The sequence below is a fragment of the uncultured Jatrophihabitans sp. genome, assembly GCF_964252635.1.
GTDB lineage: Bacteria > Actinomycetota > Actinomycetes > Mycobacteriales > Jatrophihabitantaceae > Jatrophihabitans.
This window is the reverse complement of record NZ_CAXUNP010000028.1, coordinates 1-25,230: the sequence shown is the minus strand read 5'-3', so window position 1 is coordinate 25,230 and position 25,230 is coordinate 1. Positions and strand designations below refer to the sequence as shown.

The following is a 25,230-nucleotide window of genomic DNA, read 5'->3' as shown; positions in this document are numbered from 1 at the left end:
AAATCCGAGACGAGACGTTCCCGAGTCACCGGCCAGGGGGTCAGCACATGCCCGTTCTTCGACAGGTCGTCGGCGACACCCTGCGCGCCGTGCGTATGCGTCAGCGCCGGACGCTGCGGGAGGTGTCCGCCAGCGCCCGGGTCAGCCTGGGCTACCTGTCCGAGGTCGAGCGCGGCCAGAAGGAACCGTCCTCGGAGCTCCTCGCCGCGATCTGCCGGGCGCTCAACGTCGAACTGTCCGAGCTGTTCGGTGAGGTCAGCCAGACGCTGCGCCGCGAGGAGAAGCTCGCGCTGATCAACAGCCGGGTCGCGGTGATCCCGGGTTCCGGCTCGGCACGGATGACGCCGGCCCCGCCGGCCGACCAGGCGCACGCCGGCGAAGCCAGCGCCATCGCCGAGGTCGCTGCCTGACCGGTTCACGGTCCGCACCGCCGCTGTTGCTGTCGAAGCGACGCACTCCGTCGCTGTCGAGGCGACCCGCCGCGTTGCGGTCGCGACGACCCGCCCCGTCGCTGTCGGAGGGACCCGCTCCGTTGCTGTCGCGACGACCGCTCCGTCGCTGTCGTAACGACCCACGGCGGCGCTGTCGGGGCCGAGCCGTCTCGTCACACGAGACCCTTGAGCCTCATCCGTCACAGTCTTGCTGGCGGGTCGACGCGCCTCCCCGCAGCGCGCCTCCGAAGGACCAGCCTGGTGTCCACGCACCTTCCTGGAGGCCACGGGCATGAGTAATCCGCCGATCGACACGTTGTTCCGCCACACCACCGGCGCGGATGCAATCCGCCCGGTCCCGGCCGTGCGCCGCCCCGCTGAGGAGCCGTCGATCGCGTCCGCGGCCCCCGTCCGAACGACGGGCACACGCACCCGCGCGGGCAACGCGATGTCGCGCACGCGCACCGCCCTGCTGACCGGCGCGGCCCAGGCCGTCACGACCAGCGGCACCCGGATCGCCATGGCGCAGGTGGCGATCGCGGCCGGGGTCGCCAAGGCAACCCTGTACAACCACTTCCGCACCCGCGAGGCGGTGCTGTCGGCCCTCGTCGTGCATCAAGTCGGCGCGCTCGTCGAAGCCGCAGCCGACAAGCCGCTGGAGCGCGCGCTCGCCGACACCGCGATCAGCATCTCGCGCAACCCGGTGCGGCAGGGGCTGGCCGCGGTCGAGCCGGCCGCGCTGGCCCGGCTGGGTCGCATCGACGACACGTGCGAGGCCTGGCAGCTCGCGAAGTCCGCGGTGTCGGCCCACCTCGCGCACAACGGGCGGGGCGGCGCCGACACGGTGCTGCGGTGGCTCGGGTCGTTCCTGCTGAGCCCGTCGACCCCCGATGCGATCGCCGCGGACGTCGTCATCCTGGTGGCCGGGCTGCCGGCCCTGCCGGACGCCGCGCCGGCCCCGTCCGACGCGCGCTCCGCCTGACCGGCGGCCAGACGTCCCCTGGCCGACTGCGGCGTCGACGCGTCACCATGTCCGTATGCCCTGGTTCCGACGTGACGAGCCGTCGCCGGATCTGACGGCCGACCGGATCCGTGGGGCCATCGTCGACCTCGTCGAGCGTCGGGACGAAGCGGCGACTGCCGCGTCGAGCGCGCTGCTCGGCCAGGCCGAGGTCCAGCAGGCCATCCGCGAGCAGCACCGACGGCTCGTACGTGCCCGCGCCCAGCTCGACGAGGCGCTGGTCCTCGCCCGGCGGGTCGCCGAGGAGACCGCCCGAGACGACGGCGAGGTCGAGGCCATCCCGTTCCGGAGCAACGTCGACGGCCTGCAGGTGCAGCGGGACGTGGTGGGGTCCGCCCTCGACCAGCTCGACGACCTGCAGGACGTGTCGTCGTCCCATGTGGGAGCCGCTCGCGAGGTGCTGGTCCGCTCCCGCGCCACCTTCGACCTGGCGCTGCGCGAGCAGCTGCGACTGCTGGTGGCGCTCGAGCGGCTCGAACGCTCCCGCACGCTGCTCGCCGCCCGGGGACAGCCGCGACCGGACGGTCGCCCATGACCGCGGTCAGGTTGTCGATCGACGCCGGCTCGCCGGTCGCGCCGTACGAGCAGGTCCGCGCCCAGCTCGCGACGCAGATCGCCGACGGCGCGTTGGTGGCCGGCACGCGGCTGCCGACCGTCCGCGCCCTGGCCGATGAGCTCGGCGTGGCCGTGAACACCGCGGCGCGCGTCTACCGCGAGCTCGAGGCGGCCGGGCTGGTCGAGACCCGCGGGCGAGCCGGCACGGTGGTCTCGGCGCGAGGCGACAGGGGTCGTACCCGGGTGCAGGAGGCGGCGGCGCGCTACGCCGTCCTGGCCCGCGAGACCGGTGTAAGGGCCGACGAGGCACTGGCCATCGTGCGGGCCGCCCTGCTCGACTGATTCAGTCGTGTCGCCGGTCCGGCTGGCACGTCGGGCACCAGTAGGTGCCGCGGGCCCGCGGCGGCTCGCCCTGGTCGGCCCGTCGGACCGGCGTACGGCACCGCAGACAGGGCTGCCCGCCGCGCTCGAAGACCCAGTGCTCGCGTCCTCGCCCCGGTATCCCGGTGGTGGACTGCTCGGGATGGTCGCGGTTGACGCGCAGCAACCGCTGGGCCGTGGTGACGAGCGCGTGCAGGTCGGCGACCTCGCCGACGCGCGTCCACGGGTGGACGCGCTCGACGAACAGCACCTCGGCCTTGTACATGTTGCCGACGCCGGCCAGCAGGCGCTGGTCGAGCAGCGCCTCACCGATGGCGAGATCCGGGTCGGCGAGCAGGTTCGCGACCGCGCGGTCGGGATCCCAGTCCGGGCCGAGCAGGTCCGGGCCCAGGTGGCCGACGAGCGAGTCCTCACCCTGGCGGGTCACGATGCGCAGGTCGTGGACGCGGAAGCCAGTGGCCGTCCATTCCTCGTTGCCGACCCGGGCGCGCACCATGTGCTCGGGGTGCTTGCGCGGCGGAGGGCCGCCGGTGCGCGCCAGGTACCACGAGCCGTCCATCCGCAGATGGCTGTGCAGGGTCAGGCCGCCGTCGAACCGGGTCAGCAGGTGCTTGCCGCGGGCCAGCACCTCGATGACGGTCTCGCCGGTCAGGTCGCTGGTCGCGAGCTCGGGCACGCGCAGGTCGAAGGTCGTGACGACCCGGCCGGCCAGCGCCTGGTCGAGGCGGTGCGCGGTCAGCCAGGCGGTGTCACCCTCGGGCACGATGCACCCGTCAGGCCCGCAGTCGCAGGCCGCGCGGGGTGGGCCGGAACCCGGCGGCGGCCAGCGCCTCGCCGAGTGCGGACCCGGTGACCGGGGCGCCGTCGGCCTTCTCGACGGCCAGCTTGCCCAGTGCCCCGTCGCGCACGGCGAGCGCCAGGGCGTCCGCGGCAGGCTGCAGCACGGCGGTGTCGTCGCTGAACGAGAGCAGGGTGCGACCCCCGCGCTCGACGTAGAGGGCCAGGGCCCCGTCCACGAGCACGACCAGCGCGCCGGCCTTGCGAGCCGGCTGATGCCCCCGGCCGCCGTCCTCCGGGCGCGGAGCCTCCGGCCAGGCCACGGCACCGCCGTAGGGGTTGGCCGGGTCGGTGGCGGCCAGCACCAGTGCCGCCGACCCGTCGCCGGCCCGCCCGTCGCGCGAGGACGCGTCCCGGGCCCGAGCGTCGGCGGGGCGGCCCTCGGCGCGCAGCCGATCGACGGCGCCGGGGAGGGCGAACTGCGCGGCGCCCAGACCCTCGACGAAGTATCCGCGCCGGGCGCGGCCGGACTCCTCGGCGGTCTTCAGGACCGGGTAGACCGCCGAGAAACCGCCGGTGATCCGCTCGCCGGCCACCGATCCGCGGGTGACGACCCCGTAGCGGTCGAGCAGGACATCGGCCGCGGCCAGGGCCCGGCGGGTGGGGTCGAGATCGCGCGCCGGTACGGCGGCCCACCGCCCGCCCATGCCGTACGGCGTGGGGCGCAGGCTCGACGCGGCGCCGCCGGTGGGGCTCAGCCCGGCGTAGCGGCCACGCCGGCGCACCGGCGGACGCGGCTTGCGCGCGTGGGCGGTCTTGCCGCCCGCCAGGCGGGCGCGGATCGGGGCCAGGGTGTCGTTGGTGAGCAGGCCGGCCCAGACGAGGTCCCAGACCGCGCGGGTGACCGCCTCGTCGGTCTCGAAGCCGCCGGCCGCGGTAGCACGGGCGACGAGGGAGGTGAAGAACAGCGCCTCGTCGCCGGCCAGCGCGTCGCGGACGGCGAGGGTCAGCGGGTCGTCGATCTCGTCGGGGAGCGGCAGGATCAGCCCGGCGATCTCGGCGGGCGCGAGCGTCACCCACCCGTCGTTGCCGGCCAGCGAACCGGCGCCGGCCCACACGACCTCGCCGGACAGGGTCAGCTCGTCGAGCAGCGCGGGGGAGTAGCCCGCCACCCGGCTCGGCAGTACCAGGGTCTCGAGGGCGCTGGCGGGCACGGCCACGCCGGCCAGCTGCTCGACGGCGCGCAGCAGTGCGTCCACGCCCCGGGACGAACGCAGCCCCAGGCCCTGCCAGGCCGGGATGAACCGGGCCAGCGCCTCCTGCGGGACCGGCTCGACCTCCTTGCGCAGCGCGGCCAGCGACTTACGGCGGATCGCGCGCAGCACCTCGGCGTCACACCACTCGGTCGTGATCCCGCCGGGACGGAACTCGCCCTGCACCACCCGGCCGGACGTGCTCAACCGGACCAGCGCGGTCGTCACGACCGCCACCCCGAGGCCGAGACGCGCGGCGACGTCCTGGGCGACGAACGGCCCGTGGGTGCGGGCGAACCGCGACACGAGGTCGCCGAGCGGGTCGCGGACCGGCTCAGTGAACGCCTCGGGCACCCCGACCGGCAGGGCTGCCCCCAGCGCGTCGCGGACGCGGCCGGCGTCCTCGATGGCCAGCCAGCGCTGCTCGCCTGCGATGCGCACCCGGATGACGCGACGGGACTCCTCGAGGGTGGCGAGGTCCTGCGGGGTGGCGCCGCGGGCCAGGGCCTCCTCTGTGGTGAGGTCACCGATCGCGCGGAGCAGGTCGTGGACGCCGTCGGGGCCGCGCGCGTGGCGGTCCTCGGTGAGTCGGGTGATGTCGGACTCGACCTGGGCGATGGAGTCGGGGTCGAGCAGCTCACGCAGGTCGGTGGCGCCCAGCAGCTCGGCGAGCAGCGCGGAGTCGAGCGACAGCGCCTGGGCGCGGCGCTCGGCCAGCGGCGCGTCACCCTCGTAGAGGAACAGCCCGACGTAGCCGAACAGCAGCGAGCGGGCGAACGGTGAGGCCGACGGCGTCTCGACCTCGACGAGCTTGACCGTGCGCGAGGCCAGGTCGCGCATGAGGCCGAGCAGCCCGGGCAGATCGAAGACGTCCTGCAGGCACTCGCGCATCGCCTCGAGCACGACCGGGAAGTCGCCGTACTCGCTGGCCACCTGCAGCAGCTGGTTCGCGCGCTGCCGCTGCTGCCACAGCGGGGTGCGCCGGCGCGGGTCGCGCCGGGGGAGCAACAGCGACCGTGCGGCGCACTCCCGGAAGCGCGAGGCGAACAGCGCCGACCCGCCGACCTCGGAGGTCACCAGCGCCTCGATCTCGTCCGGCTCGAACACCGCGATCTCACCCGTCGGCGGCTCGGCGTCGGTGTCCGGCAGGCGCAGCACGATGCCGTCGTCGGAGTGCATCGAGGACACCTCGAGCCCGTACCGCTCGCGCAGCCGGGCAGCGATCGCCAGCGCCCACGGTGCGTTGACGGGAGCGCCGAAGGGCGAGTGGACGACGAGGCGCCAGTCGCCGAGCTCGTCACGAAAGCGTTCGACCAGGATCGTCCGGTCGTCGGGCAGCTGGTTCGTCGCCGCCTTCTGCTCGTCGAGGTAGGTGATCAGGTTCGAGGTGCCCCATGCGTCGAGCCCGGCCGCCCCGGCCCGCGCCGTCGCCTCGTCGGGGGTGGCCTGGGCGACCTCGCGCAGGAACGCGCCGAGCGCCCGACCCAGCTCGACGGGCCGACCCGGCTGGTCACCCTTCCAGAACGGCATCTTGCCGACCTCACCCGGCGCCGGCGTCACGAGCACCCGGTCGTGGGTGATGTCCTCGATGCGCCACGACGACGAGCCGAGCAGGAAGACGTCGCCCACCCGCGACTCGTAGACCATCTCCTCGTCGAGCTCGCCGACCCGACGTCCCGGCCCCTCGCCGGAGGCCAGGAAGACGCCGAACATGCCGCGGTCGGGGATGGTGCCGCCACTGGTGACGGCGAGGTGCTGGGCGCCCCGGCGGGCCGTGAGCTCGCCGGTGACGCGGTCCCAGACCAGGCGTGGGCGCAGCTCGGCGAAGGCGTCGGACGGGTAGCGCCCCGCCAGCATGTCGAGCACGGCCTCCAGGGCCGAGCGCGGCAGGCCGGCGAACGGCGCGGCGCGGTGCATGAGCTCCTCGACCTCGTCGACGGTGACGGTGTCGAGCGCGACCATGGCCACGATCTGCTGGGCCAGCACGTCGAGCGGGTTGCGGGGGTAGCGCATCGACTCGATGAGCCCGTCGCGCATCCGCTCGGCGACGACGGCGCACTCCAGCAGGTCGCCGCGGAACTTCGGGAAGATCACCCCGCGGGAGACCGCCCCGACCTGGTGGCCGGCCCGCCCGACCCGCTGCAGCCCGGCGGCGACCGACGGCGGCGACTCGACCTGCACGACGAGGTCGACGGCGCCCATGTCGATGCCGAGCTCGAGCGAGGACGTGGCCACCACCGCGGGCAACAGGCCGCCCTTGAGCTCCTCCTCCACGATCGCGCGCTGCTCGCGGGACACCGACCCGTGGTGCGCGCGGGCCACGACGATCTCGCCGGCCGGGCGCCCGGAGCCGGCCTGGGCCATCATCTCGGCCGGGGGTCGCTCGCCGCCCGCCTGCTCGATCGCGGCCCCTGCCCGCTCCATGGCCAGCTCGTTGAGGCGCGCGGTGAGCCGCTCGGCCAGCCGGCGGGAGTTGGAGAACACGATGGTCGACCGGTGCGACTGGACGAGGTCCAGGACGCGCTCCTCGACGTGCGGCCAGATCGACGCCCGGCGGGTCGCGCCGGCCGCGGCGCCGGTGAGGTCGTCGGTGGGCTCGCCGATCGCGGACAGGTCCTCGACGGGCACGACGACGCTCAGCTCGACCTGCTTCTGCGACACCGGTTGCACGACGGTGACGTTGCGACCGCCGGCCAGGAACGTCGCGACCTCGTCGACGGGCCGGACGGTGGCCGACAGGCCGATCCGCTGCGCGGGCCGATCGAGCAGCGAGTCGAGACGCTCCAGGCTGACCGCGAGGTGGGCGCCGCGCTTGGTGGAGCACACCGCGTGCACCTCGTCGACGATGACCGTGTCGACGCCCTTCAACGACTCGCGCGCGGCGGAGGTCAGCAGCAGGAACAGCGACTCGGGCGTGGTGATGAGGATGTCGGCAGGGCGCCGGGCGAACAGGCGCCGCTCGTCGGCGGGGGTGTCACCGGAACGCATGGCCACCGTGATGTCCGGCTCCGGCAGGCCCAGGCGTGCCGACGCCTGGCGGATCCCGGCGAGCGGGCCGCGCAGGTTGCGCTCGACGTCGACGGCGAGCGCCTTGAGGGGGCTGACGTACAGCACTCGGCAGCGTCGTTTCGGATCCTCGGGCACCGGCTCGGCGGCCAGCCGGTCGAGCGCCGAGAGGAACGCGGCCAGCGTCTTGCCCGACCCGGTGGGCGCGACGACCAGGGTGTGGTCGCCGGAGGCAACCGCGTCCCACGCGCCGACCTGGGCCGCGGTCGGCGCGTCGAAGGCGCCGTCGAGCCAGGCCTGGGTGGCGGGGGAGAAGCGGTGCACCACACCATCCTGCCCTCGCCCACCGACAACGCCCGTTGCGCCGGAATCCCGGGGCTCGCAGCAGCGTTCAGGAGAGGTCGCGGTTTGGGATGTCGCCGCCCGCGCTGATAGCCTGTGATCGCGACCAGTCCTCGGTTCCACCGTGGATGTGCAAGCGGAAGCCCCGAGCCTCCCACCCGCGCCGTCACGCAGCATCCGACGAGCCGGGTCCGGTCACGGTTTCCGGCTCCGGCCGGGGGCCGCGCGACGCCCGTTCCGGGTGGCGCGGACCGGTCGGCGACTCCACGGCCCCGTGCGCACATTGCGCCGGGGCCGTTCGTCTGTCCAGCCCCGACGGACTGCATCACGATTCGAACCGCACCACCATTGAGACCCAGGGAGGTCCCATCAGCTCCGAACCCAGGATCAACGACCGGATCCGCGTACCCGAAGTTCGCCTCGTCGGCCCCGAGGGGGAGCAGGTCGGCATCGTGCCGATCGGCAAGGCCCTCGACCTCGCCGCCGAGTCCGATCTGGATCTCGTCGAGGTCGCACCGATGGCGCGTCCGCCCGTCTGCAAGCTCATGGACTACGGCAAGTTCAAGTACGAGAGCGCGCAGAAGGCGCGAGAGGCCCGGCGCAACCAGGCCCTCACCGTCATCAAAGAGATGAAGCTGCGCCCCAAGATCGATTCGCACGACTACGAGACCAAGAAGGGTCACGTCGAGCGGTTCCTCAAGGCCGGCGACAAAGTCAAGATCACGATCATGTTCCGTGGCCGCGAGCAGTCCCGCCCCGAGCTGGGGTTCCGGCTGCTGCAGCGCCTCGCCGAGGACATCACCGAACTCGGGTTCGTGGAGTCCTCGCCGAAACAGGACGGCCGCAACATGGTCATGGTCGTGGCCCCGCACCGCTCCACCAAGACCACCCGGATCGGACGGCCTGCCGAGCAGGCCACCGAGCCGGCCGAATAGCACCGAAGGACATCCGATGCCCAAGAACAAGACGCACAGCGGCACCAAGAAGCGCGTACGCGTGACCGGCAGCGGCAAGCTGCGCTCGCAGCACGCCGGCATGCGCCACAACCAGGAGCACAAGTCCTCCCGGTTGACGCGCCGCCTCACCGGCACCAAGGGCATCGCCAAGGCGGACGTCCCGCGCGTCAAGCGACTGCTCGGCCGCTGAACCCGGACCCTCCGACCACCTCGCCCTCCGCACGCGCGGAGCGGCCTGACTGTTGATCCCAGTAAGGAAGACACCTGATGGCACGCGTCAAACGGGCAGTGAACGCCCAGAAGAAGCGCCGTAGCGCCCTCGAAGCAGCCAGCGGTTACCGCGGCCAGCGGTCGCGGCTCTACCGCAAGGCGAAGGAGCAGCTGCTCCACTCGGCCACGTACCAGTACCGCGACCGCAAGCAGCGCAAGGGCGACTTCCGCCAGCTGTGGATCACCCGCATCAACGCGGCGGCCCGCGCGAACGACATGACCTACAACCGCTTCATCCAGGGCCTGCGCCTGGCCGAGATCGAGACCGACCGCAAGGTGCTCGCCGACCTCGCCGTCAACGACCCGGCCGCGTTCACCGCGCTCGTCGAGGTCTCGCGCGCCGCGGTCCAGGCCGAGGGCATCGGCGGCGCGGCCGCCCAGTCGCCGGCGGCCTAGGACTCTGCTCAGCTCCACCAACGCCCGGCTCGTCGCCGCGCGCCGCCTCACCCGGCGGTCCGCGCGGCGCGAGACCGGGCGTTTCCTCGCCGAGGGCGCGCAGGCCGTGCGGGAGGCGCTGGCGGCCGGGGCCGTCGTCGAGTCCTTCGCGACCGCCGACGCCATGGCCCGGCATCCCGAACTCGCGGCCGGCGCCGACGAGATCTCGCCGAAGGACGCGGCCGCGCTGTCCGAGACGGTGACGCCGCAGGGCCTCGTCGCCGTGTGCACGCTCGACCAGCCGTCCTTGGGCGACGTGCTCGGCGCCCGACCACGACTGCTCGCCGTGCTGGTCGAACCGAACGAGCCCGGCAACGTGGGGACGGTCGTGCGCACCGCCGACGCCGCGGGAGCCGACGCAGTAGTGCTGGTCGGCGGCGTCGACGCCTACAACGGCAAGGCCGTTCGAGCCAGCGCGGGCAGCCTGTTCCACCTGCCCGTCGTCGCCGCACCGCAGCCGGCCACCGATGTCGTGGCCGCCGTCGGCGCGCACCTCACCACCCTGGCCACCACCGGGAACGGTCGCGACGACCTCGACACGCTGGCCGACGACGGTGTGCTCGCCGCACCCAGCGCCTGGATCTTCGGCGCCGAGGCGCACGGGCTCGACGACGACGTGCTCGACCACGCCGCCCGCACCGTCCGCATCCCCATCCACGGGCGGGCCGAGAGCCTGAACCTGGCCGCCGCCGCGGCGATCTGCCTGTACGCGAGCGCGCGTGCCCAGCGCAGCGCCACGTAGCGCCGGCGCGCCACCCGGTAGGGTCGTCGCCGTGATGTCGACCATTGCGCGGAGCTCTTCGCCCTTCGGCGCGCGGCTCGCGGCCGCTCTCCACTCGCGCGTCTGACCATCGGGCGCGCGTCCGCCCTGCTGTCACCCGAATCGCAAGGAACTCCGACGCATGCCCTCCGAGAACTTCGACCCGGTCGAGGTCGCAGCCCTGCAGCCCGAGCACCTCGACGCCGCCGTCGACGCGGCCCTCGCCGCCTTCGCCGCGGTCACCAGCCTGGACGAGCTGAAGACCGCGACCCTCGCCCACGACGGCGACCGCTCACCCCTGGCCCTGGCCAACCGCGAGATCGGGGCGCTGCCGCCGGCCGCGCGCAAGGCTGCCGGTCAGCGCGTCGGACCGGCCCGCGGGCGGGTCCGCCAGGCCGCCGCCGCGCGCCAGCGTGAGCTCGAGGCCGAGCGTGACGCCCGCGTGCTCGTCGAGGAAGCCGTCGACGTCACGCTGCCCACCACCCGGCGACCGGTCGGCGCGCGGCACCCGGTCACCACCACGATGGAACGCATCAGCGACGGCTTCCTCGCGATGGGGTGGGAGATCGCGGAAGGGCCGGAGGCGGAGAGCAGCTGGTTCAACTTCGACGCCCTGAACACCCCGCCCGAACACCCGTCCCGCGCGCTGACCGACACGTTCTACGTCGGCTCGGACACCAGCGGAGTGGTGCTGCGCACGCAGACCTCGCCGGTGCAGATCCGGTCCATGCTCGAGCGCACGCCGCCCATCTACATCGTCTGCCCGGGGAAGACGTTCCGGACCGATGAGCTGGACGCCACCCACACGCCGGTGTTCCACCAGCTCGAGGGTCTCGCTGTCGACGAGGGGCTGACCATGGCCCACCTGCGCGGCACGCTCGACCACATGGTCGCCGACATGTTCGGCCCGGGCACGATCACGCGGCTGCGTCCCCACTACTTCCCGTTCACCGAGCCCAGCGCCGAGATGGACCTGCAGTGCTTCGTCTGCCACGGCGAGTCCGTGGGCAACCCCGACCGCCCGTGCCGGACCTGCAAGAGCGAGGGCTGGATCGAGTGGGGTGGCTGCGGGATGGTCGACCCCCGCGTGCTCACGGCCTGCGGGATAGATCCCGACCGCTACAGCGGGTTCGCGTTCGGCATGGGCATCGAACGCACCCTCATGTTCCGCAACGGGGTCGAGGACATGCGCGACATCGTCGAGGGCGACGTGCGTTTCAGCGCTGCCTTCGGAGTGGAGGCGTGATGTCACCCCACGAAGTCGCTCCGCACAGAACACTCCACGACTCCGCGGGGGCCCCGAAATGAAGGCGTCGGTCAGCTGGCTCGCCGAGCACGTCGACCTGCCCACCGGCCTCACCCCGCGCGAGCTCGCGGAGGCGCTGGTCCGCGTCGGGCTGGAGGTCGAGGACGTGCAGTCGGGCGGCGACGCGCTGTCCGGCCCGATCGTCGTCGGTCGCGTGCTGTCGGCCGAGCCCGAGCCGCAGAAGAACGGCAAGACCATCAACTGGTGCGCGGTCGACGTCGGGACACAGCACGCCGCCGACGACGGTGGCCCGCGCGGCATCGTCTGCGGCGCGCACAACTTCGGCGCGGGCGACCTCGTCGTGGTGGCGCTGCCCGGCGCCGTGCTCCCGGGCGACTTCGCGATCGCGGCGCGCAAGACCTACGGCCACGTCTCGGACGGGATGATCTGCTCCGTCCGAGAGCTCGGCATCGGCGACGACCACGACGGCATCCTCGTCCTGCCGGCCGACAGCGCGGCCCCCGGCGACGACCCGTTGCCGCTGCTCGGCCTCGACGACGCGGTCCTCGACGTCGCCGTCACCAGCGACCGCGGGTACTGCCTCTCGGTGCGCGGCCTGGCCCGTGAGGCCGCCGCCGCCCTGGACGTGCCCTTCCACGACGTCGTCGCCGACCTGCCGCCCGTCGACGGTGGCGCCTACGACGTGCACGTCGACGACCCGACCGGGTGCGATCGCTTCTCCGCCCGCGCCGTCAGCGGGCTCGACCCGTCCGCGCCGACCCCGGACTGGATGGCCACCCGCCTGCGCCAGTCCGGCATGCGACCCATCTCGCTGGCCGTCGACGTCACCAACTACGTCATGCTCGAGACCGGCCAGCCGCTGCACGCCTTCGACCGCGACCGGCTCACTGGCGCGCTCGGCGTCCGGCGCGCCCGGCCTGGCGAGAAGGTGACGACGCTGGACGACGCCGTCCGGGTGCTCGACCCGCAGGACATGGTCGTCACCGACGACACCGGCGCCGTCGCCCTCGCGGGCGTCATGGGCGGGGCGTCCACCGAGATCGGTGGTTCGACGACCGCCATCGTGCTCGAGGCCGCGCACTGGGACCCCGACACGGTGGCCCGGACGGTGCGGCGGCATCGACTGCCGAGTGAGGCCGCGCGGCGCTTCGAGCGCGGCGTCGACCCCGAGATCGCCGGTGTGGCGCTGGCCCGGTGCGTCGACCTGCTCGTGGAGCACGGCGGTGCCACGGCCGTCGCCGGCTACACCGTGGTCGGCGACGCCGTGGCGCCCGCACCGATCGCGATGTCGGTGAGCCTGCCCGAACGCACCGCGGGCCTGCCCATCCCGCCGGCGGACGTGCGCCGTCACCTCGAGGTCGTCGGCTGCCGAATCAACGGGGCCGTCGCCGGTGACGACCTGCTCGAGGTGCAGCCGCCCACGTGGCGCCCGGACCTGCTGCTGCCCGCCGACCTCGTCGAGGAGGTCGTCCGGCTGGTCGGTTACGAGAAGCTGCCGTCGGTGCTGCCCGCGGCGCCCGCCGGCCGTGGGCTGCATCCGCGTCAGCAGTTCGACCGCGACGTCTCCCGCGCCGTGGCGGCGTGGGGTCTGACCGAGACGTTGTCCTACCCGTTCGTCGCGCCCGGAGTGCTCGACGCGTTCGGGCTCGCGGCCGACGACCCGCGCCGACGTGCACTCCGGCTGGCCAACCCGCTGTCCGAGGACGAACCCGAGCTGCGCACCACGTTGCTGCCCGGGCTGCTCGACACCGTCGTACGCAACCTCGGCCGCGGCCGGCGGGACCTCGCCGTCGTCGAGACGGGGCTGGTCTTCCTGCGCCGCGACGTCGATCGCACGCCCGAGCTGCCGGGCATCGCGGCCCGCCCGTCCGACGCCCAGATCGCGACGCTGAACGCGGCCCTGCCCGACCAGCCCAAGCATCTCGCCGCCGTGCTGACCGGAGCGCTCGAACCGGCGAGCTGGTGGGGGCCGGCGCGTCCGGCCGGTTGGGCCGACGCCGTCGAGATCGCCCGGGTCGTGGCCCGCGCGGCCCGCGCGGACCTGATCGTCCGGTCCGGCGACCTCGCCCCCTGGCACCCGGGACGGTGTGCGGAGCTGGCGGTCGGCGACGTCGTCGTCGGCCACGCCGGTGAGCTGCACCCGCGGGTCGTGGCCGCCCTCGGCCTGCCCGAGCGGACCTGCGCGGTCGAGCTCGATCTCGACGCCTTCCCCGACCGGGAGCCGGCCCGGGCGCCGGACATCTCGGGCTACCCGCCGGTGTTGCTGGACGTTGCGCTGGTCGTCGACGACGGGGTCGCCGCGGGTGACGTCGAACGCGCCCTGGCCGACGGCGCGGGGGAGCTGCTCGAGGACGTGCGGCTCTTCGACGTGTACGCCGGCGACCAGCTCGGGTCCGGGCTCAAGTCGCTGGCGTTCGCGCTGCGGTTGCGTGCCCCCGACCGCACGCTGACCGGCGAGGAGGCGACGGTAGCCCGCGACGCGGCCATCGCCCGCGCCCACGCGCTGACGGGCGCCCAGCTGCGCTCCTGACCGCTCCCACCCTCCCAAGCTGTATGAAGTTGCGGCATGCTGCATAATTGTCCGCATGGGAGTACGGGTCGCGGTCGCCGGAGCCAGCGGGTACGCCGGAGGTGAGCTGCTGCGACTCGTCGCCGCGCACCCCGACCTGGAGGTCGCCGCGGTCACGGCCCGCGCCAACGCCGGGCAGTCGCTGGCCGCGGTGCACCCGCACCTGCGCTCGCTGGCCCATCTGACCTTCAGCGACACCACCCCCGAGAGCCTCGGCGACGCCGACCTCGTGTTCCTCGCCCTCCCGCACGGCGCGTCGGCGGAGCTGGCGGCGCAGCTGCCGCAATCGGTCAAGGTCGTCGATCTCGGCTCCGACCACCGCCTCGTCGACGAGGCTGCGCACGCCCGCTACTACGGCGGCGCCCACCACCCGGCCTGGACCTACGGGTTGCCCGAGCTGCCCGGCCAGCGCGACCGCATCGCCGCTGCGGCCCGCGTCGCGAACACCGGCTGCCACGCCGTCGCGGCCATCCTGCCGCTGGCCCCGCTCGTCGCGGCGGGCGTCGCCGACCCGCACGACGTCGTCGTCACGTCGGCCAGCGGGACGTCGGGCGCCGGCCGGTCCGCCCTGACCCACCTGCTCGGCAGCGAGGTCATGGGCGACCTGTCCGCGTACAAGGTCGGCGCGCACCGGCATGTGCCCGAGATCAAGCAGGCCACCGGCGTCACGACGCTCACCATGGTCCCGGTGCTGGCGCCGATGCCGCGGGGGATCCTGTCCAGCGTCGCCGTCCGACCGATCGACGGCGCGACCGACGCCGAAGCACGCGACGCGCTGTCCGTCGCCTACGCCGACGAACCGTTCGTGCACGTGCTCGACGTCGGGCAGCAGCCGCACACGTCCGCCACCGCGGGCGCGAACAGCGCACTCGTGCAAGTCGTCACCGACCAGGACTCCGGGCGGCTCGTCCTCACCTGCGCCGTCGACAACCTGGGCAAGGGCGCCGCCGGCCAGGCCGTCCAGAACGCGAACCTCATGCTCGGCCTGGCCGAGACGGCCGGCCTCACCGCGGACGGGGTTGCCCCGTGAGTGCGCCCTTCGGCCCGACGGGGGTCACCGCGCCGCGTGGCTTCCGCGCCTCCGGGGTCGCGGCCGGCCTCAAGGGCGGCGGTGGACGCGACGTCGCCCTCGTCGTCAACGACGGCCCACGCGCCGCCGCCGCCGCGGTGTTCACCAGCAACCGGGTGCAGGCCGCGCCGGTGCTCTGGTCGCGCCAGGCCGTCGCGGACGGTCGGCTGCGCGCGGTCGTGCTGAACGCCGGCGGCGCGAACGCCTGCACCGGCCCGGCCGGGTTCGCCGACACGCACCGCACCGCCGAGCACACCGGCGCCGCGGTCGGCGTCGACCCCGGTGACGTCGCCGTCTGCTCCACCGGCCTCATCGGCGAGCGGCTGCCGATGGACGCCCTGCTCGCCGGGGTGGACGCCGCGACCGCAGCGCTGTCCGTCGACGGGGCCGCCGACGCCGCCGACGCGATCCGAACCACCGACACCCGGTCCAAGCAGGCCGTCGTGCAGGGCGACGGGTGGACGGTCGGCGGCATGGCCAAGGGCGCGGGCATGCTCGCGCCCGGCCTGGCCACCATGCTGTGCGTTCTCACCACCGACGCCGTCGCGGACGCCGCCGCCCTGTCCGCCGTCCTGCACGACGCCACCCGGACCACCTTCGATCGCATCGACGCCGACGGCTGCATGTCCACCAACGACACGGTCGTGCTGCTGGCCAGCGGCGCGTCCGGCGTGACCCCGCCGCCGGACGCTCTGGCCACCGCGGTGCAGGCCGTGTGTGCCGACCTCGCCGCGCAACTGCTGGCCGACGCCGAGGGCGCCACCAAGGAGGTCCGCATCGACGTCGTGCACGCTGCGAGCGAGGCCGACGCCGTCGAGGTCGGGCGCAGCATCGCGCGCAACAACCTGCTCAAGTGCGCGCTGTTCGGCAACGACCCGAACTGGGGACGCGTGCTCGCCGCGGTCGGCACCACGCACGCGCGCTTCGAGCCCGACGAGCTCGACGTCGCGATCAACGGCATCGAGGTCTGTCGCAACGGCGCCGCCGGTGACGACCGCGGCCGGGTCGACCTGACCGGCCGCGACATCGTGATCCTCGTGGACCTCAAGGCCGGGCAGCGGTCCGCGACGATCTGGACGAACGACCTGTCGCACGCCTACGTCGAAGAGAACTCGGCGTACTCCTCATGAGCGAGAACCCGCCCGTGCGCACGGACATCAGCCGCGATCACGAAGCCGCGCAGGCCAAGGCCGCCACCCTCGTCGACGCGTTGCCGTGGCTGCAGCGCTTCCACGACAAGATCGTGGTCATCAAGTACGGCGGCAACGCCATGACCAGCCCGGACCTGCAGTCCGCGTTCGCCGAGGACGTCGCCTTCCTGCGTTACGCCGGCGTCCGCCCGGTCGTGGTGCACGGCGGCGGCCCGCAGATCACCCAGCACCTCGAGCGGCTCGGCATCGCGTCCGAGTTCCGCGGCGGCCTGCGCGTCACCACACCTGAGGCGATGACCGTCGTGCGCATGGTGCTCACCGGCCAGGTCAACGCCGACATCGTCAACCTGCTCAACGACCACGGGTCGATGGCCATCGGCCTGTCCGGTGAGGACGCCAGCCTGCTCATCGCCGAGCGGCGCGGCACGGTGGTCGACGGTGTGCCGGTGGACCTCGGTCAGGTCGGTGACGTCGTTGCGGTCGAGCCGTCCGCGGTGCACGCCCTGCTCGACGCCGGCCGCATCCCGGTCATCGCCACCGTGGCCCGCGGGCTCGACGGCCAGACCTACAACGTCAACGCCGACACCGCCGCCGCGGCCCTCGCGGTCGGGCTCGGGGCCGAGAAGCTCATCGTGCTGACCGACGTCGAGGGTCTCTACGCCGACTGGCCGGCCAGCACCGACATCATCCGCCAGATCGACACCGAGTCGCTCGCCGCGCTGGTGCCGCAACTGTCGAGCGGCATGGTGCCGAAGATGGAGGCCTGCGTGCGCGCCGTCGACGGCGGTGTCCCGCGCGCCACGGTCCTCGACGGGCGCATCGAGCACGCCATCCTGCTCGAGATCTTCACCAGTGACGGTGTCGGGACGATGGTCGTGCCCGCGAAGGGAGGAGCGGCGTGAACCACAACGAACGCTGGTCGGCCGTGATGATGAACAACTACGGCACGCCGCCGGTCGCGCTCGACCACGGCGACGGCGTGCGCGTCTGGGACGCCGACGGCAACGCCTATCTCGACTTCGTCGGCGGCATCGCGGTGTCGGCCCTCGGGCACGCCCACCCGGCCATCGTCGCCGCGGTGACCGAGCAGGTCGGCCGTCTCGCGCACACGTCGAACCTGGCCATGCACGAGCCGGGCATCCGGCTGGCCGAGCGACTCGTCGAGCTGCTCGGGCTGCCCGCGCGGGTCTTCTTCGCCAACAGCGGCGCCGAGGCCAACGAGTGCGCGCTGAAGCTGGCCCGCCTGCACGGTGCGCGTTCCGGTCGCAGCACGATCGTGTCGTGCAACAGCAGCTTCCACGGCCGGACCATGGGGGCCCTGTCGGTCACCGGCAACCCGGCCAAGCGTGAGCCCTTCGCCCCGCTGCCCGGCCCGGTCACCTTCGTCGACTACGGCAACCTGGACGCGCTCGCCGCCGCCGTCGACGACACCGTCGCGGCCGTCATCGTCGAACCGACCCTCGGCGAGGGCGGCGTCGTGCCGCCCCCGACGGGTTACCTGGCCGGTGTCCGTTCGGTCTGCGACGTGGCGGGCGCGCTGATGATCGTCGACGAGGTGCAGTCCGGCATCGGCCGCACGGGGCACTGGTTCGCCAGCCAGGCCGAGGGCGTGCGGCCCGACGTCGTCACTCTCGCGAAGGGCCTCGGCGGCGGGCTACCCATCGGCGCCTGCCTCGGCGTCGGTGCAGCGGGGGAGCTGTTCGCCCCCGGCGACCACGGCAGCACCTTCGGCGGCAACCCGGTCTCGTGCGCTGCCGCGCTCGCCGTGCTCGACACCATCGCCGAGCAGCACCTGCTCGACAACGCCAAGATCGTCGGCGAGCACCTGGCCACAGCGATCAACGCCCTCGACGAGCCGCTGGTCGACGAGGTCCGCGGCACCGGGCTGTGGCGCGGCGTCGGTCTGACCCGCCCGGTCGCCGCGCAGGTCGAGGCGGACGCACGGGTGCGCGGCCTGCTCGTGAACGCCGTGCGCCCGGACACGATCCGGCTCGTCCCACCGCTGATCACCACGGAGGACGACGTCGACCGGGCCGTCGCCATCCTGGCCGACAGCTTCCGCGGGGTACGCGATGCCTAGGCACTTCCTGCGCGACGACGACCTCGCGCCGGACGAGTTGAACACCGTGCTCGACCTCGCCGCGGCGATGAAGGCGGACCGCCACGGGTTCCGTCCCCTCGCCGGCCCGCAGTCGGTCGCCCTGATCTTCGACAAGCCGACCCTGCGTACGCAGCTGTCGTTCTCGGTCGGCATCGGGGAGCTCGGCGGGCAACCGGTCGTCGTCGACTCGGGGCTGGCCGGCATCGGCGCACGCGAGTCCATCGCCGACGTCACCCGCGTCGTGTCCCGGCAGGTCGCGGCCATCGTCTGGCGCACGCACGGCCAGGAGCGCATCGAGGAGATGGCCGCACACAGCCGGGTGCCCGTCGTCAACGCGCTCACCGACCAGTTCCACCCGTGTCAGATCCTCGCCGACCTGCTGACCGTTCGCGAGCACAAGGGGCACCTGGCCGGCCTGTCCTTCACCTACCTCGGCGACGCGGCCAACAACATGGCGCACTCCTACCTGCTCGGGGGATCCGCCGCCGGGCTGCACGTCCGCGTCGCCGGCCCGACCGGCTACCGTCCCGACCCGGCGGTGCTCGCCGACGCCGAACGCATCGCTGCGGGCACCGGCGGTTCGGTCGCCGTCACCGACGTCGCCGAGAAGGCCCTCGACGGTGCCGACGTCGTGGTCACCGACACGTGGGTGTCGATGGGCCGCGAGGCCGAGAAGGACGCCCGCGAGGCGCCGTTCCGGCCGTACGCCGTCACAGCCGACGCGCTGGCGCTGGCCGCGCCGGACGCCGTGGTCCTGCACTGCCTGCCCGCCTACCGCGGCAAGGAGATCGCGGCCGAGGTGCTCGACGGCCCGCAGAGCGTGGTCTGGGACGAGGCCGAGAACCGCCTGCACGCGCAGAAGGCCCTGCTGTCCTGGCTCGTGGAGCGTTCGGCGTGAGCGCGCGCGCCGAACGCGTCCACCCGCTGCCCGTGGCGCCCACCCGCGCGGCCAGGCACGCCCGCATCATCGCGGTCATCGCCGACAACACCGTCCGGTCGCAGGCCGAGCTCGCCGCACTGCTCGACGCGGCCGGCGTGCACGTCACCCAGGCCACCCTGTCGCGCGACCTCGACGAGCTCGGCGCGGTCAAGCTGCGCCCGGCCGACGGCGGCGCGCCGGCCTACGTCATCCCCGAGGACGGGTCGCCGCTGACGAACCGGACGGCCGGTGACGACACGCCGCCACGCCTGGCGCGCCTGGTCGGTGAACTGCTCGTCAGCATCGAGGCCAGCGCCAACCTGGTCGTCATCCGCACCCCGCCCGGGGCGTCGAACTTCCTGGCCAGCGCCATCGACCGGGCCCGGATGCCCGACGTGCTGGGCACCGTCGCCGGCGACGACACCATCCTGGTCATCAGCCGCGCACCCGAGGGCGGCGCCGCCCTGGCCCAGCGCCTGCTCGAGCTGGCCCGACCGCACACCGATCACGAGGAGACGGAAACCCCTTGAGCAAAGTCCTCACCAGCCTGCCGGTCGGCGAACGCGTCGGCATCGCGTTCTCCGGGGGCCTCGACACCTCCGTCGCCGTCGCCTGGATGCGCGAGCGCGGCGCGGTGCCGTGTGCCTACACCGCCGACATCGGCCAGTACGACGAGACGGACATCCAGAGCGTCCCCGACCGGGCGACGCAGTACGGCGCCGAGGTCGCCCGCGCGATCGACTGCCGTCGTGAACTGGTCGAGGAAGGCCTGGCCGCGCTGGCCTGCGGCGCGTTCCACATCCGCAGCGGGGGGCGTGCCTACTTCAACACGACGCCGCTCGGCCGGGCCGTCACCGGCACCATGCTCGTCCGCGCGATGCGGGCCGACGACGTCCACATCTGGGGCGACGGCTCGACGTTCAAGGGCAACGACATCGAGCGCTTCTACCGCTACGGTCTGCTGACCAACCCCGCGCTGCGCATCTACAAACCTTGGCTGGACCCCGAGTTCGTCGACGAGCTCGGCGGCCGCACCGGGATGAGCGAGTGGCTGACCGCGCGCGACCTGCCCTACCGCGCCAGCAGCGAGAAGGCGTACTCCACCGACGCCAACATCTGGGGTGCCACCCACGAGGCGAAGACCCTCGAGCACCTCGACACGTCGCTGGAGACGGTCGAACCGATCATGGGGGTGCGGTTCTGGGACCCGGCCGTCGCCATCGACGCCGAGGACGTCACCATCCGCTTCGAGGGCGGCCGCCCGACCGCGATCAACGGCGTGCGCCACGACGACCCCGTCGACCTCGTGCGCGAGGCCAACACCATCGGTGGGCGGCACGGGCTGGGCATGTCCGACCAGATCGAGAACCGCATCATCGAGGCCAAGTCGCGGGGCGTCTACGAGGCACCCGGGATGGCGCTGCTCTGGATCGTCTACGAGCGCCTGCTCAACGCCGTGCACAACGAGGACACGGTCGCGAACTACCACAGCGAAGGACGCCGTCTCGGCCGCCTGCTGTACGAGGGCCGGTGGCTCGACCCGCAGTCGTTGATGATCCGTGAGCCGTTGCAGCGATGGGTGGCCTCCGTGGTCACCGGCGAGGTCACGCTGCGTCTGCGTCGCGGTGAGGACTACACGATCCTGCGCACCGAGGGCCCCGACTTCAGCTACCACCCCGACAAGCTGTCGATGGAGCGGACCGAGTCCGCGGCCTTCGGGCCGCTCGACCGCATCGGGCAGCTCACGCTGCGCAACCTCGACATCGCCGACTCCCGCTCCAAGCTGGAGCTCTACGCCGGCCAGCCGCTCGACCAGGGCCAGGTGCTGGTCGAGCACGGCACGCTGTTCGGTTCGCTGCCCGCCGGCGGCGGCGAGCAGATCGCGGCCAACCCCGGGTCCGACGACGAGAGCGAGGCCGCGCTCGAGCACGCGGCCATGGAAAGCGGCAATGACTGACGTACCCGAGGGCCGGGCCGCCGACGGGCAGGGCGCAGCGCTCTGGGGTGGCCGGTTCAGCGGCGCCCCCGCCGACGCGTTGGCGGCGCTGTCCCTGTCCACCCACTTCGACTGGCGACTGGCCCGCTACGACCTCGCCGGGTCCCGGGCCCATGCCCGGGTCCTGCACGCCGCGGGCCTGCTCACCGACGACGAGCTCTCGTCCATGCTGGCGGGCCTGGACCGCCTCGAGGACGACGTCGCCGCCGGGACGTTCCGGCCCGAGCCTGCGGACGAGGACGTGCACACCGCGCTCGAGCGCGGGCTCGTCGACCGCGTCGGCGCCGAGCTCGGCGGGCGTCTGCGCGCCGGCCGCTCCCGCAACGACCAGATCGCCACCCTGATCCGCATGTACCTGCGCGACGAGGCCCGGCTGCTCGCCCGGGGCGTGCTCGCCCTCGTCGACGCCCTGGTCGGGCAGGCCCGTACCCATCTCGGCGTCCCCATGCCGGGGCGTACGCACCTGCAGCACGCGCAGCCGGTCCTGCTGTCGCACCACCTGCTCGCCCACTGCTGGGCGCTCACCCGCGACGTCGCGCGCTGGCGCGACTGGGACGCCCGCGCTGCGCGCAGCCCCTACGGCGCCGGCGCGTTGGCCGGTTCGTCGTTGGGCCTCGACCCGGCCGCCGTCGCCCACGACCTGGGTTTCGACGGGCCGAGCGAGAACTCGATCGACGCCACCGCCGCACGCGATGTCGTCGCCGAGTTCTCCTTCGTCTGCGCGATGCTGGCCGTCGACCTGTCCCGGCTCGCCGAGGAGGTCATCCTCTGGGCCACCAAGGAGTTCTCCTTCGTCACCCTCGACGACGCGTACTCCACCGGCAGCTCGATCATGCCGCAGAAGAAGAACCCCGACGTCGCCGAACTCGCCCGCGGCAAGGCCGGGCGGCTCATCGGCGACCACGCCGGGCTGCTGGCCACGCTCAAGGGGCTGCCGCTGGCCTACAACCGCGACCTGCAGGAGGACAAGGAGCCCGTCTTCGACGCCACCGACAACCTGCACCTGCTCCTGCCGGCCATGAGCGGGATGATCGCCACCCTGACCTTCGACACCGGGCGGCTCGCATCCCTCGCCCCGCAGGGCTTCTCGCTGGCCACCGACGTCGCCGAATGGCTGGTACGTCGTCGGGTGCCCTTCCGGGTGGCCCACGAGATCGCCGGCGCCTGCGTACGTGCGTGCGAGCAGAAGGGCGTCGAGCTCGGCGAGCTGACCGACGACGACCTCGCCGCGATCTCGCCCGAGCTGACGCCCGAGGTGCGCTCGGTGCTCACCGTCGCCGGGTCGATCGACTCCCGCAACGGGTTCGGTGGCACCGCCAACGCCCGCGTCCGCAAGCAGCTCGAGCTCCTGCAGGCCACCGTTGCCGACCATGCCGCCTGGTCCGCCCGGTCCTGACGCGTCGTGTTCGTCGACCGCGCGCGGCTGCTCCCGCACTCGCGGATCCTGGCGCCCCGGCTGATCGGCGCCGTCCTGGTGTCCGACGTAGGAGGTCACGAGGTGGCGGTACGGCTCACCGAGGTCGAGGCCTACGAGGGCACCGACGACCCGGCATCGCATGCGTTCCGCGGTCCCACGCCCCGCACCGCCGTGATGTTCGGGCCGCCCGGCCACCTCTACTGCTACTTCACCTACGGCATGCACTGGTGCGCCAACGTCGTGTGCGGCCCGGACGGAGCGGCGTCGGCCGTGTTGCTGCGTGCCGGAACGATCGTGCGCGGCGTCGAGCACGCGTTCGCCCGCCGCCCTGCCGCCCGGCACGAACGCGACCTGGCCCGTGGCCCGGCCCGGCTCGCCACCTGCCTCGCTCTCGGGCGGGACACCGACGGCGCCGACCTCTGCGACCCGTCCGCTCCCGTCCGCCTCGAGTCGTTGCCGTCGCGGCGCCGCCCCGGAGTGGCCAGCGGGCCCCGCGTGGGCATCTCCGTCGCCATCGAACGGCCCTGGCGGTACTGGTCGGCCGGCGACCCGACCGTGTCGAGCTACAAGGCGGGCGGACGCACCCGACGTAGGGCCGACCCGGCAGACTGACCGTCGTGGACGACGACTTCGAGCTGCCTACCGACCTGCGCGACGCCTACGAGATCCTCAGCAGCGGCGCCGCGCAGATCCTGCCGGCCGACGGGCTGGCCGAACGCCTGCGAGCGGCCCGCGCCGAGGACCGCCCGCTACGCGTGAAGCTGGGCATCGACCCGTCCGGCACCGACCTCACGCTCGGCCACGCCGTCGTGCTGCGCAAACTGCGTCAGTTCCAGGACCTCGGGCACATCGCCGTGCTGGTGGTCGGCGGGTTCACCGGGCAGGTGGGCGACCCGTCCGGCCGCACCGCCACCCGGTCGGCGCAATCGGCCGAGGCGGTCGTCGCGAACGCCGCGGGCTACTTCGACCAGGTCATGCGCATCCTGGACCCGGCCCGCACCGAGGTGGTCGACAACGCCGACTGGCTCGGCACCATGAGCCTGGCCGACATCCTCGGTTACACCCGGTTGGTGACGGTGGCCCAGCTGCTCGAGCGCGACGACTTCGCGCGCCGGTTCGCGGCCCGGCAGCCGATCAGCCTGTCCGAGTTCGTCTACCCCTTGCTGCAGGGCATCGACTCGGTCGAGATCCGCGCCGACATCGAGCTCGGCGGCACCGACCAGACCTTCAACAACCTGGTCGGCCGGGAACTGCAGCGCTCTCGGGGCCAGGCCCCGCAGGCGGTGCTCACCGTGCCCCTGCTGGTGGGCACCGACGGGGTCGAGAAGATGGGCAAGTCGCTGGGGAACTACATCGCCATCGCCGACCCCGCGGACGAGCAGTTCGGCAAGCTGATGAGCATCCCCGACACGGTCGTCGGCATGTACGCGCGCTTGTGCACCGCCATGCATCCACGTGAGGTCGCTGAGCTCGAGGCCGAGGTGGCCGCCGGGGGAGCGGCCGCCAACCGTGCGAAGCGCGCCGTGGCCCGGGCCGTGGTGTCGCTGTACCACGGGTCCGAGGAGAGCGAACGGGCCGAGGCGCGCTTCGACGCCGTCTTCCGGCGCGGGGAGGTCCCGGTGGACGCGCCCGAGATCGATCTGCCGGCGGACGACCCGGTCCACGTGCCCGCGTTGCTCGTGGCGGCCGGGCTCGCGGCCAGCACGAGCGCCGCTCGCCGCGACATCGACGCCGGCGCCGTGAAGATCGACGGTGTCGCCGTCCCCGCGCGCACCTACGACCTGCCACGCATCGAGCTCGTCGGACATGTCCTGACTTCGGGCAAGCGCAAGGCGATCAGGCCCGTCTGACTCCCGGCGTGCGGGGGCCCGAACGGCGCGGGTGCCCCAGGTCACAAAGATCAACCCTGTGCCGTACGAGCGGCGCCGGCCATGCCGACCGCAGCCGACGCCCGTATTTCCTGGCATGAAGCCGGTTCGCCCCGGGATTTGCATCGCGGGGGGCGGCTGGCTAGTGTTCTTCTTGTTCGCGCAACGGAGTCACGAACAGCACCGGGGTCGAGGCCCAGGGGCTGGTGAAGCCGGGTGAATGGTTTCCCCCAAGCACGAGGTACTGCTCATCGAGCACCCCGACCAAGTGGGAGTTCTGGGTGGTGCCGGTCGTGTTTGACCGCGCGAGACCAACCAGTGTAGTGTTTTTCGGGTTGCCCCCGACCAGCCGGAAACGGTTGCGACGGTGTGCGTCCGCTCCTTGAGAACTCAACAGCGTGCCGAAAGTTAGTGCCATAAAGATTAACTCTCGTCTCGTGTCCGGTCCGCCGGTCACGGAAGAGATTCCTTTGGTACATCGAGCAAATAATTCCGTGTCCTGTCGCTGATCCTCGGATCAGTGACGGGGGACAGTCAGCTCGTATGACCAGTGATTGAACCGTCGCAGGACGGTGACTTTCTGTGTCGACACTCCGGCTCCACCTCGGTGGGACCGGTCGTCATATAAACATTCACGGAGAGTTTGATCCTGGCTCAGGACGAACGCTGGCGGCGTGCTTAACACA

At 73.1% G+C, this 25,230-nt stretch carries 23 protein-coding genes; 20 read left to right on the top strand and 3 right to left on the bottom strand.

The window, feature by feature from the left end; translation table 11 throughout:
- Positions 1-47 precede the first annotated feature (47 nt).
- The 4 genes from ACFFCA_RS13160 (at position 48) to ACFFCA_RS13145 (ending at position 2,349) form a co-directional block, all read left to right on the top strand.
- Complete coding sequence (locus ACFFCA_RS13160; protein WP_375485498.1) at positions 48-410, top strand: helix-turn-helix domain-containing protein; 363 nt, start codon at positions 48-50, stop codon at positions 408-410.
- A gap of 313 nt (positions 411-723) precedes the next feature.
- Positions 724-1,413: a TetR/AcrR family transcriptional regulator gene (locus ACFFCA_RS13155; protein WP_375485496.1), complete on the top strand. Its 690-nt coding sequence runs from the start codon at positions 724-726 to the stop codon at positions 1,411-1,413.
- A 55-nt stretch (positions 1,414-1,468) separates the two neighbouring features.
- On the top strand, positions 1,469-1,987 hold the full coding sequence (locus ACFFCA_RS13150) for a hypothetical protein (protein ID WP_375485494.1): 519 nt from the start codon (positions 1,469-1,471) through the stop codon (positions 1,985-1,987).
- Complete coding sequence (locus ACFFCA_RS13145) at positions 1,984-2,349, top strand: GntR family transcriptional regulator (RefSeq protein WP_375485493.1); 366 nt, start codon at positions 1,984-1,986, stop codon at positions 2,347-2,349. The genes ACFFCA_RS13150 and ACFFCA_RS13145 overlap by 4 nt, the downstream gene beginning before the upstream one ends.
- Position 2,350: 1 nt before the next feature.
- On the opposite strand, the gene ACFFCA_RS13140 is transcribed toward ACFFCA_RS13145, so the two are convergent.
- Positions 2,351-3,151 (bottom strand): Fpg/Nei family DNA glycosylase, encoded by an 801-nt coding sequence (locus tag ACFFCA_RS13140; RefSeq protein WP_375485491.1) that lies wholly within the window; start codon positions 3,149-3,151, stop codon positions 2,351-2,353.
- 10 nt (positions 3,152-3,161) lie between these two features.
- Positions 3,162-7,889: an ATP-dependent helicase gene (locus ACFFCA_RS13135; protein ID WP_375485489.1), complete on the bottom strand. Its 4,728-nt coding sequence runs from the start codon at positions 7,887-7,889 to the stop codon at positions 3,162-3,164.
- 197 nt (positions 7,890-8,086) lie between these two features.
- Here ACFFCA_RS13135 and infC point away from each other — a divergent pair, with 197 nt between their 5' ends.
- From infC to tyrS, 16 genes are all read left to right on the top strand, one after another.
- Positions 8,087-8,701 carry a translation initiation factor IF-3 gene (gene infC / locus ACFFCA_RS13130; RefSeq protein WP_375485546.1) on the top strand — a complete coding sequence of 205 codons (615 nt, stop codon included), beginning with the start codon at positions 8,087-8,089 and terminating at the stop codon, positions 8,699-8,701.
- A gap of 16 nt (positions 8,702-8,717) precedes the next feature.
- Positions 8,718-8,912 (top strand): 50S ribosomal protein L35, encoded by a 195-nt coding sequence (gene rpmI / locus ACFFCA_RS13125; RefSeq protein ID WP_375485487.1) that lies wholly within the window; start codon positions 8,718-8,720, stop codon positions 8,910-8,912.
- 77 nt (positions 8,913-8,989) lie between these two features.
- Positions 8,990-9,388 carry a 50S ribosomal protein L20 gene (rplT, locus tag ACFFCA_RS13120; protein WP_375485485.1) on the top strand — a complete coding sequence of 133 codons (399 nt, stop codon included), beginning with the start codon at positions 8,990-8,992 and terminating at the stop codon, positions 9,386-9,388.
- A gap of 4 nt (positions 9,389-9,392) precedes the next feature.
- Positions 9,393-10,169 carry a TrmH family RNA methyltransferase gene (locus ACFFCA_RS13115; protein ID WP_375485544.1) on the top strand — a complete coding sequence of 259 codons (777 nt, stop codon included), beginning with the start codon at positions 9,393-9,395 and terminating at the stop codon, positions 10,167-10,169.
- Between the two features lie 160 nt (positions 10,170-10,329).
- Positions 10,330-11,433, top strand: a complete 1,104-nt coding sequence (pheS, locus tag ACFFCA_RS13110; RefSeq protein ID WP_375485482.1) for a phenylalanine--tRNA ligase subunit alpha — start codon at positions 10,330-10,332, stop codon at positions 11,431-11,433.
- 58 nt (positions 11,434-11,491) lie between these two features.
- A complete protein-coding gene (pheT, locus tag ACFFCA_RS13105; RefSeq protein WP_375485480.1) occupies positions 11,492-13,984 on the top strand; it encodes a phenylalanine--tRNA ligase subunit beta in 2,493 nt (830 codons plus the stop codon).
- A 55-nt stretch (positions 13,985-14,039) separates the two neighbouring features.
- Entirely contained in the window at positions 14,040-15,053 is a 1,014-nt protein-coding gene (gene argC / locus ACFFCA_RS13100; RefSeq protein WP_375485478.1) for an N-acetyl-gamma-glutamyl-phosphate reductase, read from the top strand.
- Positions 15,050-16,222, top strand: coding sequence for a bifunctional glutamate N-acetyltransferase/amino-acid acetyltransferase ArgJ (gene argJ / locus ACFFCA_RS13095; protein ID WP_375485476.1), 1,173 nt, complete (start codon positions 15,050-15,052; stop codon positions 16,220-16,222). Before argC ends, argJ begins: the two co-directional genes overlap by 4 nt.
- The gene (gene argB / locus ACFFCA_RS13090) at positions 16,219-17,145 is read left to right on the top strand and encodes an acetylglutamate kinase (protein ID WP_375485474.1); all 927 of its coding nucleotides are present in this window, start codon (positions 16,219-16,221) and stop codon (positions 17,143-17,145) included. Before argJ ends, argB begins: the two co-directional genes overlap by 4 nt.
- Complete coding sequence (locus ACFFCA_RS13085) at positions 17,142-18,323, top strand: acetylornithine transaminase (RefSeq protein ID WP_375485472.1); 1,182 nt, start codon at positions 17,142-17,144, stop codon at positions 18,321-18,323. Before argB ends, ACFFCA_RS13085 begins: the two co-directional genes overlap by 4 nt.
- Entirely contained in the window at positions 18,316-19,242 is a 927-nt protein-coding gene (argF, locus tag ACFFCA_RS13080; RefSeq protein WP_375485470.1) for an ornithine carbamoyltransferase, read from the top strand. Before ACFFCA_RS13085 ends, argF begins: the two co-directional genes overlap by 8 nt.
- Complete coding sequence (locus ACFFCA_RS13075; RefSeq protein WP_375485469.1) at positions 19,239-19,793, top strand: arginine repressor; 555 nt, start codon at positions 19,239-19,241, stop codon at positions 19,791-19,793. Before argF ends, ACFFCA_RS13075 begins: the two co-directional genes overlap by 4 nt.
- Positions 19,790-21,220 (top strand): argininosuccinate synthase, encoded by a 1,431-nt coding sequence (gene argG, locus ACFFCA_RS13070; protein WP_375485467.1) that lies wholly within the window; start codon positions 19,790-19,792, stop codon positions 21,218-21,220. The genes ACFFCA_RS13075 and argG overlap by 4 nt, the downstream gene beginning before the upstream one ends.
- The gene (argH, locus tag ACFFCA_RS13065) at positions 21,213-22,655 is read left to right on the top strand and encodes an argininosuccinate lyase (RefSeq protein WP_375485465.1); all 1,443 of its coding nucleotides are present in this window, start codon (positions 21,213-21,215) and stop codon (positions 22,653-22,655) included. Before argG ends, argH begins: the two co-directional genes overlap by 8 nt.
- Before the next feature lie 6 nt (positions 22,656-22,661).
- Positions 22,662-23,288 (top strand): DNA-3-methyladenine glycosylase, encoded by a 627-nt coding sequence (locus ACFFCA_RS13060; protein ID WP_375485463.1) that lies wholly within the window; start codon positions 22,662-22,664, stop codon positions 23,286-23,288.
- Positions 23,289-23,293: 5 nt separating this feature from the next.
- Positions 23,294-24,526: a tyrosine--tRNA ligase gene (gene tyrS, locus ACFFCA_RS13055; RefSeq protein WP_375485461.1), complete on the top strand. Its 1,233-nt coding sequence runs from the start codon at positions 23,294-23,296 to the stop codon at positions 24,524-24,526.
- Positions 24,527-24,686: 160 nt separating this feature from the next.
- On the opposite strand, the gene ACFFCA_RS13050 is transcribed toward tyrS, so the two are convergent.
- Positions 24,687-25,001 carry a hypothetical protein gene (locus ACFFCA_RS13050; protein ID WP_375485459.1) on the bottom strand — a complete coding sequence of 105 codons (315 nt, stop codon included), beginning with the start codon at positions 24,999-25,001 and terminating at the stop codon, positions 24,687-24,689.
- Positions 25,002-25,230 lie beyond the last annotated feature (229 nt).

Excerpts from the sequence above, each read along its gene's own strand:
- rplT (WP_375485485.1), top strand. The coding sequence starts at position 8,990 with ATGGCACGCGTCAAACGGGCAGTGAACGCCCAGAAGAAGCGCCGTAGC.
- ACFFCA_RS13150 (WP_375485494.1), top strand. The coding sequence starts at position 1,469 with ATGCCCTGGTTCCGACGTGACGAGCCGTCGCCGGATCTGACGGCCGAC.
- ACFFCA_RS13160 (WP_375485498.1), top strand. The coding sequence starts at position 48 with ATGCCCGTTCTTCGACAGGTCGTCGGCGACACCCTGCGCGCCGTGCGT.
- argB (WP_375485474.1), top strand. The coding sequence starts at position 16,219 with ATGAGCGAGAACCCGCCCGTGCGCACGGACATCAGCCGCGATCACGAA.
- ACFFCA_RS13145 (WP_375485493.1), top strand. The coding sequence starts at position 1,984 with ATGACCGCGGTCAGGTTGTCGATCGACGCCGGCTCGCCGGTCGCGCCG.
- pheS (WP_375485482.1), top strand. The coding sequence starts at position 10,330 with ATGCCCTCCGAGAACTTCGACCCGGTCGAGGTCGCAGCCCTGCAGCCC.
- argF (WP_375485470.1), top strand. The coding sequence starts at position 18,316 with ATGCCTAGGCACTTCCTGCGCGACGACGACCTCGCGCCGGACGAGTTG.
- argC (WP_375485478.1), top strand. The coding sequence starts at position 14,040 with ATGGGAGTACGGGTCGCGGTCGCCGGAGCCAGCGGGTACGCCGGAGGT.
- ACFFCA_RS13155 (WP_375485496.1), top strand. The coding sequence starts at position 724 with ATGAGTAATCCGCCGATCGACACGTTGTTCCGCCACACCACCGGCGCG.
- pheT (WP_375485480.1), top strand. The coding sequence starts at position 11,492 with ATGAAGGCGTCGGTCAGCTGGCTCGCCGAGCACGTCGACCTGCCCACC.
- rpmI (WP_375485487.1), top strand. The coding sequence starts at position 8,718 with ATGCCCAAGAACAAGACGCACAGCGGCACCAAGAAGCGCGTACGCGTG.
- argH (WP_375485465.1), top strand. The coding sequence starts at position 21,213 with ATGACTGACGTACCCGAGGGCCGGGCCGCCGACGGGCAGGGCGCAGCG.